General features: G+C 42.4%; 14 protein-coding genes and 1 tRNA gene. 6 read left to right on the forward strand and 9 right to left on the reverse strand.

The genetic code is table 11. The features are described 5' to 3' along the window. Positions 1 to 34: 34 nt before the first annotated feature. The 5 genes from rpoD (at position 35) to GT360_RS12425 (ending at position 5,017) form a co-directional block, all read left to right on the forward strand. Positions 35 to 1,885: an RNA polymerase sigma factor RpoD gene (gene rpoD, locus GT360_RS12405; RefSeq protein ID WP_164649173.1), complete on the forward strand. Its 1,851-nt coding sequence runs from the start codon at positions 35 to 37 to the stop codon at positions 1,883 to 1,885. Between the two features lie 143 nt (positions 1,886 to 2,028). Next, a tRNA-Ile gene (locus GT360_RS12410) sits at positions 2,029 to 2,104 on the forward strand. 180 nt (positions 2,105 to 2,284) lie between these two features. Beyond that, positions 2,285 to 3,001 (forward strand): restriction endonuclease, encoded by a 717-nt coding sequence (locus GT360_RS12415; protein WP_164649174.1) that lies wholly within the window; start codon positions 2,285 to 2,287, stop codon positions 2,999 to 3,001. 116 nt (positions 3,002 to 3,117) lie between these two features. Further along, entirely contained in the window at positions 3,118 to 4,125 is a 1,008-nt protein-coding gene (locus tag GT360_RS12420) for a thymidylate synthase (RefSeq protein ID WP_164649175.1), read from the forward strand. After that, positions 4,073 to 5,017, forward strand: coding sequence for an alpha-glutamyl/putrescinyl thymine pyrophosphorylase clade 3 protein (locus GT360_RS12425; RefSeq protein ID WP_204274531.1), 945 nt, complete (start codon positions 4,073 to 4,075; stop codon positions 5,015 to 5,017). The genes GT360_RS12420 and GT360_RS12425 overlap by 53 nt, the downstream gene beginning before the upstream one ends. A gap of 1 nt (position 5,018) precedes the next feature. Here GT360_RS12425 and GT360_RS12430 read toward each other — a convergent pair whose 3' ends face one another. The 5 genes from GT360_RS12430 to GT360_RS12450 all read right to left on the reverse strand — a co-directional run bounded on the left by GT360_RS12430 (position 5,019) and on the right by GT360_RS12450 (position 9,087). Continuing rightward, on the reverse strand, positions 5,019 to 6,110 hold the full coding sequence (locus tag GT360_RS12430; protein ID WP_164649176.1) for an ImmA/IrrE family metallo-endopeptidase: 1,092 nt from the start codon (positions 6,108 to 6,110) through the stop codon (positions 5,019 to 5,021). A 542-nt stretch (positions 6,111 to 6,652) separates the two neighbouring features. Beyond that, the gene (locus tag GT360_RS12435; protein ID WP_164649177.1) at positions 6,653 to 8,200 is read right to left on the reverse strand and encodes a replication endonuclease; all 1,548 of its coding nucleotides are present in this window, start codon (positions 8,198 to 8,200) and stop codon (positions 6,653 to 6,655) included. Beyond that, positions 8,197 to 8,454, reverse strand: a complete 258-nt coding sequence (locus GT360_RS12440; RefSeq protein WP_164649178.1) for a hypothetical protein — start codon at positions 8,452 to 8,454, stop codon at positions 8,197 to 8,199. Before GT360_RS12440 ends, GT360_RS12435 begins: the two co-directional genes overlap by 4 nt. After that, positions 8,447 to 8,689: a helix-turn-helix transcriptional regulator gene (locus GT360_RS12445; RefSeq protein ID WP_164649179.1), complete on the reverse strand. Its 243-nt coding sequence runs from the start codon at positions 8,687 to 8,689 to the stop codon at positions 8,447 to 8,449. Before GT360_RS12445 ends, GT360_RS12440 begins: the two co-directional genes overlap by 8 nt. A gap of 86 nt (positions 8,690 to 8,775) precedes the next feature. After that, positions 8,776 to 9,087, reverse strand: coding sequence for a helix-turn-helix domain-containing protein (locus tag GT360_RS12450; RefSeq protein ID WP_164649180.1), 312 nt, complete (start codon positions 9,085 to 9,087; stop codon positions 8,776 to 8,778). Between the two features lie 411 nt (positions 9,088 to 9,498). Here GT360_RS12450 and GT360_RS12455 point away from each other — a divergent pair, with 411 nt between their 5' ends. Then, positions 9,499 to 9,777 carry a hypothetical protein gene (locus GT360_RS12455; protein WP_164649181.1) on the forward strand — a complete coding sequence of 93 codons (279 nt, stop codon included), beginning with the start codon at positions 9,499 to 9,501 and terminating at the stop codon, positions 9,775 to 9,777. A 132-nt stretch (positions 9,778 to 9,909) separates the two neighbouring features. Here the strand turns inward: GT360_RS12455 and GT360_RS12460 are convergent, their stop codons facing one another. From GT360_RS12460 to GT360_RS12475, 4 genes are all read right to left on the reverse strand, one after another. Next, positions 9,910 to 10,908 (reverse strand): hypothetical protein, encoded by a 999-nt coding sequence (locus tag GT360_RS12460; protein ID WP_164649182.1) that lies wholly within the window; start codon positions 10,906 to 10,908, stop codon positions 9,910 to 9,912. Positions 10,909 to 11,064: 156 nt separating this feature from the next. Then, the gene (locus GT360_RS12465) at positions 11,065 to 12,300 is read right to left on the reverse strand and encodes a site-specific integrase (RefSeq protein WP_164649183.1); all 1,236 of its coding nucleotides are present in this window, start codon (positions 12,298 to 12,300) and stop codon (positions 11,065 to 11,067) included. 296 nt (positions 12,301 to 12,596) lie between these two features. Then, a complete protein-coding gene (locus GT360_RS12470; protein ID WP_164649184.1) occupies positions 12,597 to 15,743 on the reverse strand; it encodes an HD domain-containing phosphohydrolase in 3,147 nt (1,048 codons plus the stop codon). A gap of 218 nt (positions 15,744 to 15,961) precedes the next feature. Beyond that, the gene (locus tag GT360_RS12475; RefSeq protein ID WP_164649185.1) at positions 15,962 to 17,104 is read right to left on the reverse strand and encodes a fatty acid desaturase; all 1,143 of its coding nucleotides are present in this window, start codon (positions 17,102 to 17,104) and stop codon (positions 15,962 to 15,964) included. Positions 17,105 to 17,270 lie beyond the last annotated feature (166 nt).

Below are 17,270 nucleotides of genomic sequence, written 5' to 3' on the forward strand. Positions count from 1 at the left end.
ATTTCTTTACCAGATACGAAGTTGGATACCGTCTATGGAGCAAAGTCCGCAGTCACAGCTAAAACTCCTTGTTATTAAAGGCAAAGAGCAAGGCTATCTGACCTACGCAGAAGTGAACGACCACCTACCTGCAGAAATCGTCGATTCTGAACAGGTAGAAGACATCATTCAGATGATCAACGACATGGGCATCAAAGTAGTAGAAACTGCACCTGATGCTGATGATCTTGCGATCAATGATGATAACAACATCACCGATGAAGATGCAGCAGAAGCTGCAGCAGCAGCGCTTTCTAGCGTTGAGAACGAAATCGGCCGTACAACAGACCCAGTGCGCATGTACATGCGTGAAATGGGTACGGTTGAGCTACTGACGCGTGAAGGCGAGATCGATATTGCTAAGCGTATCGAAGATGGCATCAACCAAGTTCAAAGTGCTGTTACAGAATACCCAGGGACTATTCCTTACGTATTAGAGCAATTTGATAAGGTTCAAGCAGAAGAGCTGCGTCTAACCGACATCATCTCAGGCTTCGTTGATCCTAACGATGATGGTACTACAGCACCGACAGCAACGCACATCGGTTCAGAGTTAGCAGAAGCTGACCTTGAAGATGAAGACGATGAAGGCAGCGACGAGAGCGAAGACGGGGAAGAGGAAGAAGAAGATACAGGTATCGATCCTGAGCTAGCACTGGAGAAATTTACAGAGCTACGCAACACCTTCCAAAACCGTCAGCTAGCGATCAACGAGCACGGTGCAGACAGCTCTCAAGCAAAACAAGCGGGTGAGCTTGTTAAAGAAGTATTCGCTGAGTTCCGTCTAACGCCGAAGCAGTTCGACTACCTAGTCGATGAACTACGTACTTCAATGGATCGCGTGCGCACGCAAGAGCGCCTGATCATGCGTTCTGTTGTTGAATACGGCAAGATGCCAAAGAAATCATTCATTGCGCTATTCACTGGCAATGAGTCATCTGATGCATGGCTAGATGAAGTATTAGCTTCTGACAAACCGTACGCAGACAAGATTCGCCGTAGCGAAGAAGATATCCGCCGCTGTATTCAAAAGCTAGCTATCATCGAAGAAGAGACTTCTTTGACGGTTCAAAGCATTAAAGACATCAGCCGTCGCATGTCTATCGGTGAAGCGAAGGCTCGCCGCGCGAAGAAAGAGATGGTAGAGGCGAACTTACGTCTGGTTATCTCGATTGCTAAGAAGTACACCAACCGTGGTCTACAGTTCTTGGATCTTATCCAAGAAGGTAACATCGGTCTGATGAAAGCGGTTGATAAGTTTGAATACCGTCGTGGTTACAAGTTCTCGACTTACGCAACGTGGTGGATCCGTCAGGCAATCACTCGTTCTATCGCAGACCAAGCACGTACGATCCGTATTCCGGTTCACATGATCGAAACGATCAACAAATTGAACCGCATCTCTCGTCAAATGCTACAAGAGATGGGCCGTGAGCCGCTGCCAGAAGAGTTGGCAGAGCGCATGCAAATGCCAGAAGACAAGATCCGTAAAGTACTGAAGATCGCGAAAGAGCCAATCTCAATGGAGACACCAATCGGTGATGACGAAGATTCGCATCTAGGTGACTTCATCGAAGATACTACGCTAGAGCTACCTGTTGATTCAGCAACAGCAACGAGCCTACGCGGTGCAACACGTGACGTCCTAGCGGGCCTTACACCACGTGAAGCAAAAGTTCTTCGTATGCGTTTTGGTATCGACATGAACACTGACCACACTCTAGAAGAGGTTGGCAAACAGTTCGACGTAACGCGTGAACGTATTCGTCAGATCGAAGCAAAAGCACTTCGTAAACTGCGTCACCCAAGCCGCTCAGAAACTCTGCGCAGCTTCCTAGACGAGTAATCGAAACCGCTATTTCGAATAAAAGGTGAGCGCTTGCTCACCTTTTTTATTATCTGCAATCTAAGTGGATAAAAACTAAACGCATTTGCCCCCCCTCCTCTCTAGACAGCCTTACCCCCTTCCCCTATAATCAACCACCTATTGGCCCCTTAGCTCAGTGGTTAGAGCAGTCGACTCATAATCGATTGGTCCGCAGTTCAAGTCTGCGAGGGGCCACCATATACAGAAAGGCCTGAGAGTGATTTCACTTCTCAGGCCTTTTGCTTTTCTAGCTATTTATAGCGTATTTATAGCACACCTAATTAAGCACCTTACCTTTGCCCGACTCCATACACAAAACTCTCCCCCCAGCCCACAGAGCAGAATAGAGATACATCATCCAAAACAGTTCGCTCTATCTTGACTATTAATGGGTTAGTACTGTTTTATGTAAACGGTAAGTATCACCAAAGACTAGGGAGAGATGCTATCAACTGGAAACAGTATCAAGAAAGTGTTGCACACTTCTTCAAAGAGCTAGGGCTCGACACTGAGATTGAAGCTATCGTCCATGGAGTAAGAGGAAAGCATGAGGTAGATGTTCTAGTAAAAGGCAATATCCAAGGTATCCAATTCACCTGGGTCATCGAGTGTAAAAACTGGAAGAAAAGCATCCCAAAAGAAAAAGTGATGGCACTTTCTTCTATTGTCCAAGACATCGGTGCAGACAGAGGCTTTCTTCTGTCTGAGTCCGGCTTCCAATCTGGGGCGATTAAAGCTACAGCAAAATCGAATATTACATTGACAAGCCTTCAAGAGCTCGAAGAGGATGCTAAGCAAGGTTTATTAGACTCTACACTGGGTTCGATTAGTTGGCGTATAACAAAGGCGCAAACTCAGCTACGAACAATCAATAAGGAAATATTTGACGCTCCTTACATACCTCCGCCGGAAATACTCGATTTGATGTCATCATTACTTATCCTTAGCTCAGTACTAGAAGATGCAATGAAGGATGAGTACCCTATCAACTACTATAGGAATGACACTGTATACTCACAAAAAGAGCTTATTGAACGTGCGAATAAAGTTCTTAACAAAGCGGAGGCTTGGATTTTAGATACACTAAAACAATGATAACGTGATCGCGAGCCAGTAAAGCAATACTTACTATGCTTCACACTAATGTACTGACTAGATACTAACTCATTAAACACTTTGGTAATATTTTTCTAAAAATCATGGGGGCTTGCATGTATTTTAGAGAAGATACCATAGATGATTTGATGCGTTCTGTTTATGACGCACTTCTAGAGCGGGGAAAGTCTAACTGTGCAACGAAAGGCAGCACAACTGAATTGCTAGGTTGCAACTTAGTACTAAATAACCCTAGAGCAAGAATTAGTCGCTCTGAGTCAAGAGGCAAGATTTTCAGTTGCCTCGGTGAACTACTATGGTATTTATCTGGGACTGGAGATGTCAGTTTCATAAAACACTACATCAGCAAGTATGAGAAATGTGCAGAAGATAATGGTGTCATAAACGGTGCATATGGACCCAGAATATTCCACATGCATGACAAGCACGACCAACTAAAAAATATTCTTGAGTTGCTCAAAGAACGCAGTACTACTAGACGCGCAGTTATTCAGCTATTTGACGCTAGTGACATTCAAGTAAACTATAAAGACGTGCCGTGTACTCTGACTTTACAGTTTACTGTAAGAGAGAACAGACTAGACCTATACACTATGATGAGGTCAAACGATGCCTACTTAGGCCTACCGCATGATATTTTCTGCTTTACAATGTTGCAGGAAATAGTTGCTTCAAGTCTAGGGTGTGACCTAGGAAAGTACCACCATTTCGTAGTAAGCCTTCACCTTTATGATAAACATATTGAAAAAGTAAAAAACATGCAAAATGAGGGTTATATGGCCACTCATGACCTCATGGAACCTATGCCAGAGGAAAACTTTATTTCTATACGGAATACAATTCTAGAATGTGAAAACAAAATAAGAACTCTCCAAGATATAGACCTAGATAACGTTCAATTAGAAGACTACTGGAAGGACATACTGAGACTTTTACAAATCTATACAGCTCTAGATAATAAGGATTTAAGAACGGCAATTACTACCGCGAGAAAACTGAATAACACTCAGTATTCCATTTTTACCGACTCTCGGATAAAGGACTTCACTAGTGGACAAAGACAAGATATTAAAACTGATAGAGTCAAGCCTCTACCAATATAATAAAGGTTGCAAATTACAAGGACTGTATACTCCAGAACTATATAGCACCCTTTCAATGCAAATACTCGATAGCATCAGAAGAATAGAGTATGTTACGGTTATTGGTACAAGAGAGATTTCAATTTTAAGAGCCAATCCATACAGTGACTTTTTTGATCCACTAAGAGCTGCATGGCTTCAAAGTAAAAAAGGCAATTATGACGAGGCTTGTTGGCTGGTTTTTCTAGCTACTCACTTTGGAAAAAGTAAAAAAACTGGGTGGAAACTCTGTCAAGATATTTATGGTGGGCTAGGAAGTAAAGTTTGGACGTGGGATTTAGTTTCTCAAGACATTGAACAGTTTATAGAATGGTATGAAAAAGCTTATGTTATAATGTGTAACGATAGCATTGAGCGACAATATGGTAATCATAGAAAATATGAGACTCTAAAACCAAACAGTAAAAGAGCCCCTCATCGAGTAATTGAAAGCTACGTAAAATGGATAGGTGGCTCAAGAAGCCATGAAATTAGGTTCTCCGAGCCAGAATGTATCGCAGGAACTAAACTGTCTTCAGAGGCACTTTTTGATGTGTTGTATAGTAGTATGAAAAGTGTTGTATCTTTTGGTCGAACCGCAAAGTTTGATTATTTGACAATGTTAGCAAAAGTTAATCTGTTAGACATAGACCCCAAAGATCTTTATCTTTCTGGTGCAACTGGCCCATTATCCGGGTCAAAGTTAGTTCTATTCAATGACAAAAAGCACAATATAAGCATCAATAACCTTAATAATGAACTTTACAAGTTAAGTCAGGTTATACCCGCTCACAAGTTAAAAATGCAAATACTTGAAGATGCCTTGTGCAACTGGCAAAAATCACCAAGCAAGTATAAATATTTTGGCGGATAATCTATCCACCAAGCTGCTCACGATTATACTTGGTTTTTAACCTATTAAGGTGGGAGTATGGTATAGCTCCCATATGCTGAAGCTGTCCTAGAACTATTCCTCTAGAAACACCAATACGTCTTGCAAATCTGATTATACCCTTCCAGTTTTTTACACTGAACTGACGCAACTCAGGAATATATTGGTTAGGAATTAGAATCTCACGAGCAAAGTCATTCGCTTCCAACTCTTCCTTGTCAGACATTTCACATATTCCCTTGCCTTCTAGCCTCAGAACCCCTATATCATGGAGTACAAGGTGGCCTATTTCGTGAAAGAGCGTAAACCAGAAATGATCATCTGATAAGTATCTAAAGCTCATTATTAATGTGGCTTTGTCTTTTTCAAAAAAACAAGTCGCTCCACTAGCTCTGCACCCATTTGGAGTTTGTAATATAACGAGGCTTACCCCACAAGAAGCAAGTATATTTTTTAACTTGGGGAGGAAATCCTGAGGGGCTGGTATTAACGTTAAACGCCTAATATCATTGAGGCTCGAACGTAAGGCATCACGATCCCATTCAAAACAGCGATTTTGGCGAGATAGTAATTCTGCACGTCTTAACCACGCGAGCTCCGCTGCATGAACAGTAGTCAGGGTATTGGACTTCCTAAATGCTACAGACAAATTTCTATGCTTGTACTCATCAAACCATTCAGTTACCGAATCAACGCCAAAAAATTTCAAACAGCCATTGAGTTTCTTTTTTCCGCTTAACCCTTTTGGTATCCATCCAAACTTACTCATATCTCGAGTTGGAAGAGACTCTAACCACGAGTTATTCAGCTCTTCCTGTCTAACGACGTGCTTTCTATAAGCACTTTCCCGTGAGAGCCAAAACTGTTGGGATACAGCAAAAATGGTCTCGAGACGAGAGGCCAACGGCTCGCTAATAGTCAGCTCACCATCTATTAAAGATTGTCCTTTTGACTTAGGTAGACCAATCTGTTTACTAAGCTCTTCTATCGATAGCCCTACTTCATCCATAAGATCGATGATGGTATCTCCTGGAGGAGATACCCAATCTGGGTTGAAATCGTTACTAACAAACATTATTTTCGCCTATAAACATTAGCTTAACTCTGATTACAGTTGCCCAATTGATACTTCCATTATCATTAATGGGAGGATTAGTGTGCCCACACACAAACCACATTGATACATTTTTATCCAAGTTGATTATAAGATACTCTGTCGCATTTTTGCACTCTACTCTTGGGTTTCCTAGCGGTAAATCAGCAACTCTTTCAGCTGCAAGGACATCTGACAAGCGAGAACGGAGCTTCCTCGCCAGTAGCTCACCTAATTTATCTTGAGCAACTTTGGCGAACTCACACAATTCCCTAAGTTCTTTAGTTTGAAATGAAATATACAAGGTCAACCAATGAGTAATCTCAGAGCACTTCATTGGGACAAAGTACACCATAAACTCAACACATTCCATATCAACTGGTGACTATGTTATCAGTTTCATTAACTTGATCTATTGTTCAAAATTGAATCCAACTCAACTACCTCCCGATAATAAACACTGTGCAACTTCGTATCATTGTGGAGTGTATAGTTTGAATTACACTTATTCACAGAACTCCAAGTTAAAAGCCAAATCGCATGCAGCTTTCTACACGCCACTCAAAAAGGCGAGTCACATACTTGTTTGTCTCACTAACAACACCTTTCAAAGCCCTTAAAAGCTCCTCTCCGCAATAAGGGCTAGACTTCACCACTCCGGTACTGGTATCGACGGTAACTTCATAATAGGGCTTAAATACTTGCTGCTTTCTCTTAGCAAAAACACCTCCCATTAATGTCGTAAACTCTTTCCACTTCCCTTGGTCGGCTGAAACTCGAATTGCTTCTTGAGCTTGATTCAAGTCCTCTGATTTCTTGAGCCTACGTAACTCACGCCAAACGGTGACTGAGCACCCTCCCAGTTGCTGAAACTGACGGATTCCCCAACATGCAGCCCAAGCATCAACTCTTGCAGCTGCATCTAAGGGGTCTTCACCATAAACGCCCGTATCTAAGTCACTACCATCGATGTTTTTAGATATGTATTTGGCGATATAACCTGTTGCTGATCCTTTGGAAGGGTCAATTTTAACTTCAGTAAATCGGTGTTCTGTTGCCCCAAGTTCACCTCCATCCTCTCGCATCGCATATGCCTTCATAGTATCTACCATTAACTGGTAATCTTTTTTTTCTACGAACAGGAGCAAATGCCAGTGAGGCGTTCCATCGTGTTGGGGTTCAGCAACTCGAAAGCCATAAAAGCGTATATTGAGTCGATTTAGGTTCGCCCTTATAAGTACCCAAATACTATTCAAGTAATCTTGCCCATCTAAAGGAGTAAAACCTCCCCATTTGGGATTAGGTTGACCTGATTTCGAGTAGCTTCGATGATATTTAGATGGGCAAGTAATTGTAAGAAAGCACGCTTCATGCCCTAACTCTTGAGATAACTCTTCAAAGCCTCTAGCTCTCATCATCAACTCTCCCTTTCTAATTTTCGGGTCTGCTACCCCCTTTTGAGAAAGCTCTAAAAGAGAAAAACTCTGTCCAAAATTGTTAGTAGCAATTGTATTTTCTAAATAGGCTTTTTGATAAGCCTTCTGATTCTTGCGTGACAGCAATGTATGATATGAACAGTACAAGCTTCTGATTTTGTTGACTTGGTTTAAGTGATGGAGAACCGTTTCTACGTTTCTTCTGAGAGCTAATCTTAACTTTCTAAGCCACCACTTTCGGTCACTATATCTTGCAACTTCACCAGCAATGGAATAAGTAATTTTACCTAAATCAATACCTTGCTTGATAACAAATAACCTCAATGCGTCAACAGATAGCGCATCATCTAAGTACTGCCTGCGTAGAGCCAAAGCAGATTTAGCTAGGTGCAAAGCCTTAGCTCTGAGATCATCCTCTGACAAATGAAGCTCTAACTCATCAAATGGAATAGAAAGTTTGTTTGAGATCTGCTGAACAGTCTCCCGAAGGTAACTATTCCGTTGAAATTTAGTCTTATAAGAGAAGTAGTTTTTGAGAAGTATTGATTGAATTGTCTCTGGAAATGGAGAAAGCCTTTGTACAACAAAGGCTCTATCATCATAAGGGATACAACTAAGGTCAAGGTTGCAAGTCATAGGGCAGCCTTCCCCTTTTCAGTGAGGGAAAACTCATCCCAACGCTGACCAAAGTAGTAAATGGGTTCAAATGAAATCAAACCATGCTGATATAACTTCTGGACTGTAGTTTGAAAGAGTCTTATTGGTAGCCTCTTGCTCGGGATAATGTCCCATTGCTTAGGTCCATAGTCAGAGCACACCTTGAAAGTGTGTCCAACACTCATCCACTTGAGTAGCTTTTTCTGTTCTTGAGTGAGGGCTAGATTAGGCATGAAAATCACCTCCTTGTGAGAGGTGATCACGCTTAGTATGGCTGTCAAGCCAAGCATCTAAATCTTCTTTTAGATAGCGAACAGCAGTACCAATTTTAATAAATGGTGGGGCAATAGTACGATTACCTCGATGCCCTTCCATGCGGGACTGACGGAGGAATGAGCGGCTCATTCCTATGTAAGTTGCTGTTTCTTTTTCTGTATATGCGCGTTTATCAATACATGCTGTAGCCATTTGAAAATCTCCTTTTGTTCGTGGAGATTTAAATGTATTGCCTCAAAACGTCATATGACGCTACGGATGACGGTTTGCAATCAAGGTTAATCAAAGTGTAGCTCTACCTTGCTTACGCCTCTTTTTTTTAGCTCTTCGACTAACTCTACAACTGTTGCACTAGCTAATGACTTGGACACCTCGCCGCTAGCATCAACAACTGCACTTTCTCCAAATAAAACCTGGTTCAACTTATGCCATGTCATTTCAGTGGGTTGAGACTCCCCTCTTTCATACCTAGCTGGCATTGCTGGTGCTATACCAACTTTCCTACCCAACTCCGCATAACTGATACCGGAGTGTATTCGAGCCTGCTTCAGGGCCATCGGAAAATCAGGGTCATCCATAAACGGCAACATATAAAGCCTCATTCTATTTGTTTAACTTATTCAGAGTATAACCATCCTCTCCACCTCTTTCAAGCTCCTTACTACACAAATTGATCGATATGGACAATCAAACTCAAATAGGTGAACCAAATTTAATTGACATCAATGACTTTGTGATCAAAGATAACCACAAATGGCAAGCAAAAGGATATGACCTGTGAGTTTTTTCTATCGTAAAACAGACAAAAATCAGTACGAGTTCTTCCTTAACCAGAGAGACAAGGAAATAGTTATGATCTTAGAAGAGCCAGAGCTATGTCATGAGGTAAGTGCTTTGGAAATTTGCGTAGGACTAAATAAGGCCTATGAACTAGGACGCGAAACATCTAAATCCAGTTAAGTTTCACAACCAATCTAAGTAGAAAAAGGAGAAATCTAAAAATGCGTAATGAATCGTTAATTTTTCACTGCCTAAGCCATGAGTATGATCTTGATAGTGAAGACACGGTGTTTAGTACACAGGAAGTAAAGCTCAGCGTAGATGGTGAGTTTATAGCTCTACCACTTGGTTTTAAAAGCCCAAACTCCCTTTTTGGTCAGGCTCTTGGCAGGGTAGCTAAAACTATCGGCTTTGAAGTATACAAGAAAACAAAAGTTCTCGATGATTTGGGAAGAGTTACTTCCACATCATGGTTCAGAAAGAAGAAAAAGGTGAAATAGAAAAGTCACCCTACAGTGTTCCATTACCCAACATTCGCACACTATTCGTGCAAGCCCCGAATTCACCTCTCTCACTATGTCGGGGCTTTTTTCTATATAAAAAGAAATACATTACCAAGCTAAGGGCATGATTTAAGTTTGCTGACCTAGAAACTTACGAGCGCGATAAACAATAGTTTTTCTAAAAGCGTCATACCCCATTTCATTGACTGAGTTCACGCCCTTACCAAACCAAGTGAGATTGTCTGCATCCATAGAGTCTATGAGATTATCAATATCAAACTTTCGGTTTCGTCCAACGTTATCGACATCTTTCCTTATCTGCTCCCATATCTGTTTGGGCTTGGCGTTATTATCAACAGACAACACTCGATAGACGATCTGTTCAATTGGATGGGTAATCACTTGGGGTAAGGTTTTCAGCGATCTCCTGTCCTGTTTTTTGCTTGATACTGAGCCCTTGAACACTGCCTCTATCTCGTCTAAATCTAGCCTTAGTCGCTCTACTTCAACTTGAACAGCTTCATTAGTCAGTACATGAGTATTATCAACGGGAAAGTCTGAACGACACTTCTGTTTGGCTTCCTCGGAGATAAAATCAGTAAAATTGTCTGCCAGAGAATTAAAGAACTTCCCGGCAACATTCTCGGCAGTAGGGCGGGATTGTAAGCGGGTATATGCGCCAAACGGTTTGCTTGGTATGGCTGATTTATCAAGGCTGAAGCCGAGCTTTAAAGGCTCAAGGTTTCCAAAAACACTATTTACTGACTGCCAATTAGACACATTTCCAACTTCTAATATGTAACATGAGTTCAGGGTTAGGTTCCTCCCTGTAAACTGCTGATCCATTGAGACTTTTTTTGGTAGTTTCACCATTCCTCTGTAATCAAATACAGCTTCTACAGATACAGTAGCTCCATCTGTAGATATAGCACCGAGTTTTTGTAAATCTACGAAGGCGTTCAAAGTCAGTTGACCACACTCTATCGCATCCTTCACATCTCCGACTGTCAGAGTAGTTTTTTCAGAGACTTCCTCAAGCCTGATAAACTTTCTTTGACTAATGTCCATATTCATACCAGTAACTCCTTTTTGATATGGATATGCTACTACATCAATATCTAGTGACATAGTTCGGCTTCAAACTTTGATAACTGTGGTTTGAGAAAGGAATCACCGTATTTCAGTAGAGGGTGAACTGAATGGCTTCTATGGCTTAAAGCCACAAAAAAACAAGCTTCAGCCGACTCTTCTAGCCAGCTTAATGAAGCCTATTAGGTCTAAACACTAGCCTATTAGATTAACCGCTGCCGCTTTGTGCTCAGGAGCCAAGTGAGCATATCTAAGAGTCATCTTCAAATCGGAGTGCCCAAGAAGTTCTCGAACTGTATTCAAGTCAACACCAGCCATAACTAACTGACTTGCAAAGTGATGGCGCAAATCGTGAAAATTAAAATTAACCAAGCCAGCTTTTTCAACAAGCTTAAGCCAAGGTTTCTTTATGTCTGTAAGCGGCTTATCTTGGCCTGATACAAAAACGTACTCATTTTTTGGATGCATCTTTCTCCACGAAAAAAGCACCTGATAAGCTGTATCATTAAGGGGAACAACTCTCGATTTCTTCGATTTTGCTATCGTTGCACGAACTGTCAGATATCGGTTATCAAACGAAATATCTGTCCACTTCAAAGCCATCAATTCGCCTCTTCTCAACCCCGTATTCATTGCAGTTAAGATAATTGGCTCCACGTAATCCACAAATCTAACATTATCTAATGAAGGATAAGGTTCCTCTCCTCGTACTTCACGATGTTGGTTTGCAGAACGGCGCTTTTCACGAATTAACTGATCTCGAGTATAAATGCTCGCGAGTAGTCTAGATTGTTCTTCTTGAGTTAGATAACGAACTCTCGTGTTGTCATGTTTTATGGTTTTCACTTTCGACAGGGTGTGGCTCTCGATAAGCCCCCATTCAACTGCGCGCGACAAAGCTCCTTTTAGGGTATTAACTGTGTAATTGATAGTTGAAGGTGCACGACCTAGCTTAACCCTCTCATTTCTCCATTTCTCTACATCCCAAGCAGTAATTTGGTCTAGATCTTTCGATAAGAGGTGTTTAAAACGACTTTTGAGGTGATTGATTGTCTTCGATGCGGTTTTAGGGTTTCTTGCTATCAAGTAAGCGCTGTACTTTTTGTCTAAAAAGACTTCGAAGTTTAGAAACTTCCTTCTCTTTGTATCTTCTCTAGCCTTTTTCTTCTCTTCTTGGACATTTTTACCTGAAGCAACTTCACCTAACTTTTGCTTTGCAATATCGCGAGCTTGTGCGGGGGTAAGGTCTGTCGCCAATCCAATCTTATAATTTACCTGCTTACCGTTCAGCCTAAAGTAAACGTAATAAACTACCTTACCAGACTCAAATTTGATGGCATGAAAGCCTGAAACTTCTGTGTCATTGAGCCGTCTTTCTTCTGGTGTTAATGCCTTGAGAGTCGCACTTGTAATCTTTTTTTTGATAGCCATCCGTTGCCCAAAAATCAGTAAAAGTTATTTATAGCATATTTATAGCAGAAAAATTGTACAGCGGTGAACAGCCACATTCACACAACAACAAAAATATGAGTGTAAAACCATTAAAAACAGTAGATTAGGTTAACACCACTGTACATGGCGATTCATATTGAACCAATATAAAATGAACTCATAATCGATTGGTCCGCAGTTCAAGTCTGCGAGGGGCCACCAAATTCAGTTCGATAAGAACAAGAAAGGCCTGAGAGTGAATTCACTTCTCAGGCCTTTTGCTTTTCTGGCTTTTTCTAACTCACGTATTTCTCAACATCTACCTCATCTAACTGCCCCTCTGCTAAGAATTTTTCAGCGTAAGCCAAATAGGTTTTGCTGGTTAAGAACAGTTTAAACAGTTCCATATCGATGTGTCTGTCTAACGCCATTTTGTGCATGATATCGATGGCAACACTTAACGGTTTACCCTTCTTGTAAGGCCTGTCAGCAGCGGTGAGGGCCTCAAATATATCAGCGATAGCGATGATACGGTCTTGGGTTGTTAGCTCGTCTGCTGAGAGCTTTCTTGGGTATCCGGTGCCTTTGAGGGTCTCATGGTGAGTCGTTGCGTAGCGTGGTACCATTTTCAGCTCATCGGGGAAAGGTAGACTTCCTAACATCTTGATGCCGCTGATCATGTGTTCATTGATCTTGTATCTATCTTCCGCAGTTAATGTGCCGCGTGCGACAGAGAGGTTGTAGACCTCGCCTAGGTTATATAGATACTCAGGCGTTTGAACATTAATTCCAAAACGAGGATCAAAATCCGTGTCACGCTCGCGTTGAATCAAGTGTTCAGGGCGATCGGATAATAATGATTCAGCAACGGGTAGTGACGGTTTCTCCTCAATAAAGCGCATCTCTTCCACTTGGGACAAGCCTAAGCGGTTGTCGAAATGACGGAGCCAAGTTTGATTGGCTATCTCTTTGATGCGTTGCAGTTTATGGTCATCAATAAACTCACCACCAATGTTCACTCCAGCCACAAAGGTAAAATCATCTTGCAGCTCACGCTGCCTTTTCTCTCGCTCTGCCTTGGCTTGCTCTGCGTTTTCCGGCTCTGCAAGCTGTGTTTGTAAGCTCTTAATCTCGGCATCACGCCACAGCACTTCAAATCGCATGCGAACTTCATGAATACGGTTGTAGTTGGTCTCGAGTTTGGTTCCCTTATCAACGATGTGTTCCGGTTGAGTGATCTTGCCACAGTCATGAAGCCAAGCAGCAATACGGAACTCTCGCTCTTCTTTTTCATCTTTAAATTTGAAATCTTTTAGCGCTTCACTGTCACTGCGCTCAGCGGCTTTTGCGAGCATCATGGCGATCTCTGGAACACGGTTACAATGCCCCGCTGTATACGCGGACTTGTCATCGATCGCTTGCGCGATTAGGCGAATAAAGGACTCAATAAACTCTTCTTGTTGCTTTTCATGTTTTTGCAACTCACTGGACATCTCACAAATCGATTTGGAGAGCTCCCACAGCTCTTTAATCTGAGTGTCGACCTTTTGTACTTGACCATATTGGCGCTGCTCTATTTTTTCCGTTTCGGTTTTGAGTGCATTGATTGGATTTACAATAGGCTTTGCCATGCGCCAAATAAGGGGCAGAAGCAAACACAATACCGCGGATGTAAACCAAATCGTCGCCTTGGTACGTTGGTTCACTAAAGCAAGCACTTCTGACTTGGGCACCACAATCGCAAAATACTCATCAACGTTTTGGATCATCACTGGCTGTAAATAGAACAGAAGCGTCTCATCATTCACCTCTTGCTCAACCAATACCCCTTGTTGATTTTTCTCTTTGAGCAATTGGTAAAACTTAGGGTATGGAACGAGTCGCTCGGTATCCACCGCGCCCGCTTCTAGCGGCTTTAACCATTTATCATCCAGCACCTGCCACTGCTGATGGGTAATATTGTTGATGGCGAGATCGATTATCTCAATCAATTCACTGTGCTGTTCATTCAATACCAAGTGAAACCCCGTAGAGTAGGATTGCTTCAATAGCGGCAGTTCCGTCACCACTCTCGTGTCATCAAGGAAATATTGGTCTGCGGCCTGCTGAAGAATCGGGGCACTATCAATAACAGCCGCCACTTTACCGTCTTGCAACAGGCGCAAGGCATCGACAATATCCGGCACTTCCACCAGCTCAACGTCAGGTAAATCTTGTTTCAGTTTAGGGATAATCGACCAGCCGCTAAGAATTGCAATACGCTGACCGGATAGTGTTTTCAGGCTTGGTAATTCGGCTTGCTTTCCTGGTATTAGCACGCCAAAGTCCAAATTATAGAGAGGCTGGCTATAGGCACCGTCTACATAAGCGCTTTCATGCTTTTGCAACGAGTGCAGCATATCAATGCCACCCGATTGAAACTGCTCTAACAACTCATTCCATGTAAAGCCATTGATGTATTCGAACGGTATCCCGGTTGAAGTGGCAATCAGATTTAGTAGGTCGATCGCATAACCACGAGGCTGACCGGATAAAGCGTAATCAATCGGTGCCCAAGATGCCTGGTTAGACACCTTGAGTGAGCCCGCTTGGCTGATGAGGTTTTGCTGCTCTGGAGTGAGTGCTAATGGTGGGCTGTGTGGAATAGCCTGACCATCGATTTTAGATTCATTGCTAGCGAGAATTTCGCCATCAGCATTAAACACATAGGCTTGAGCACTGTAGCTATCGAGCTGTTCCATCAAACGTTGTGAGAGGGATGACAGCAAAACATCAACCCCGACGACCAAATCACTGGCTGAATCGGCCATTGAAAAAGTTTGCCCGGTCACTTTCAAATGTTGAAACAGGTAAGGCTTGGTTTTATTAACAACTTGAGCGTTCGAAGAGCGATACCAAGGTCGTTGTGTGGGGTAATAGTTGCTCTCTTCGGTTCGTGTTCCTGTGACCGAGTAGTTTTGATCGTAGAAGGTTATCTCTTTGATGCGTTCCTCATCATCACCAATCACCGAGATCACTGCCCAACGATCATCGGGCGAGGCTCCTATTCGCTCTCTAACTGTCGCAGACGAGTTTAAGTTGATCACTTGGTAGAAGCGTTCATCTTGAGTCGCGTAGTAGACGCTGTAGACTTCATTATTGGCATCCGCTAGTCCAGAGAAGAGTCTCAACCAGTCTCTGTCTTCTCTCCCAGAGTCTGCAACGAGGTCGCGCATTAACCGGGTAGCGTTTGTCATCCTAGCGTCGAAATCATTAACGTAGTGACTAAAGCCTTTCGCGGCAATCGAAAACTCGCCAATCGCTCGCTCAGACGCAAACTTAGAGCTGAAGTAGTACTGCAAGGAAACTGCGGCGGAGGCGGTAATCACTGTGGCTAACACAAAGATGACTCCGACAGTGACTCGAATAGAGTATTTAGATTCCTTTCTAAGCCTATCGATCATTTATATTCTCATTATCCTCAGTTGCACTCAGTTTTATATTACTTGCTAAAAAACTGATTAACCAACAAAAAAGCAACAAAACCCCACCAAAGCTACATTCAGTTAACTCTGTCTTATTTGTTACTTTTACTTAGCTCTATCTGCAAAAAAGGCTCGATGTGGTGACACATCGAGCCTAAATACGAGTCATCGCTGTATTAGCGAATCTACGTCATTGGTTATGCATATTGAGCAACAAGCTCATTCCAACGCATCTTTTGCTCTTGCAGTCGACGCTTCATCTGCTGACATTCTAACTTGGCCACTGACAACTCATACTTCTTGGTAAGCTTCTGCTTTTTGTTCTCTAACAGCTGCTTTTTCATCTCATAGTAGTCACCCATATTCGTGACCAGTTGATCATACTCTGCTTGAAGCCTTGAGACGATGTACTGACAATTTGGACGCTCTTGCAGTTTGTCCTTGGCTTGGTTGAGCTTAGCTAACGCCCTTGCCTTCTCTATACGAAAATTCGGCGTGACTCTTAAGTGACTCGCAAGACCACAAATAGACATTAACTTAATCAACCATTTAGTTGGGTCATACTGCCACCAACGAACGCCATTGCGGTAGTCCCCTTCAAAAATGTGGTGGAAGTTGTGGTAACCCTCACCAAAGGTAAAGATGGCCAATATGCCGTTATCTCTCGCCGTATTTTTGGTGGTGTAAGGCTGTGAGCCCCAGATGTGTGCGAGGGAGTTAATAAAGAATGTTGAGTGATGACTCAGTACTAAACGCAGTACGCCAACAACCAACAGCATGCCAACAATATCGCCATAGATTACCCCTAACAGCAGTGGAATACCCACGTTCGTCACAATCGCTAACGGCACATAATATTTGTGCTGCCACATCACAACCTTATCTTTCTGCAGATCACGGCAGTTGCTGTAATCACTGTAGCGGTCTTGATTGTAGTTTCTTAGCATCCAACCAATATGGGAGTACCAAAAACCGCGTTTTGCACTGTAAGGATCTTTCTCATTGTTATCGACAAACTTGTGGTGTGGGCGATGATCAGAGGACCAGTGAAGGGCGCTATTTTGCAGCGCAAATGCCCCACCAATGGCAAAGATGACTCTTACCCAAGCATGAGCTTGATACGCTTTGTGTGACCACAAACGGTGGTAGCCTGCAGTAATAGAGAGATTACAGAAGCTGTAAGTAACCAAGAACCAGATCAGATGTTCCCAACCATAGCCATGAAACCAGCCATAAACTGGCACACCAATAATTGCGACCAACGCCGTTAAACTAAAAATAGCGACATTAAGCCAAATAAGAGGTGGCTTCTCTTCCACCACGTGATTGTGCTGCGTCATTTCCCTAAACACCATTGAGTGAACAAGTGTACGCTAGAATATCAGCGTACACTTGTTCACTCAATATCTTTTAGTCGCCTAATTTGTGTCTTTTCATTTCGACATCACATTTTTATTAAGTCATTTTTTGTTCAATTTTTTTCCACTCAATTGTCATCTTACTTCT

Source organism: Vibrio astriarenae (assembly GCF_010587385.1).
In the GTDB taxonomy this organism is placed as follows: Bacteria; Pseudomonadota; Gammaproteobacteria; order Enterobacterales; family Vibrionaceae; genus Vibrio; species Vibrio astriarenae.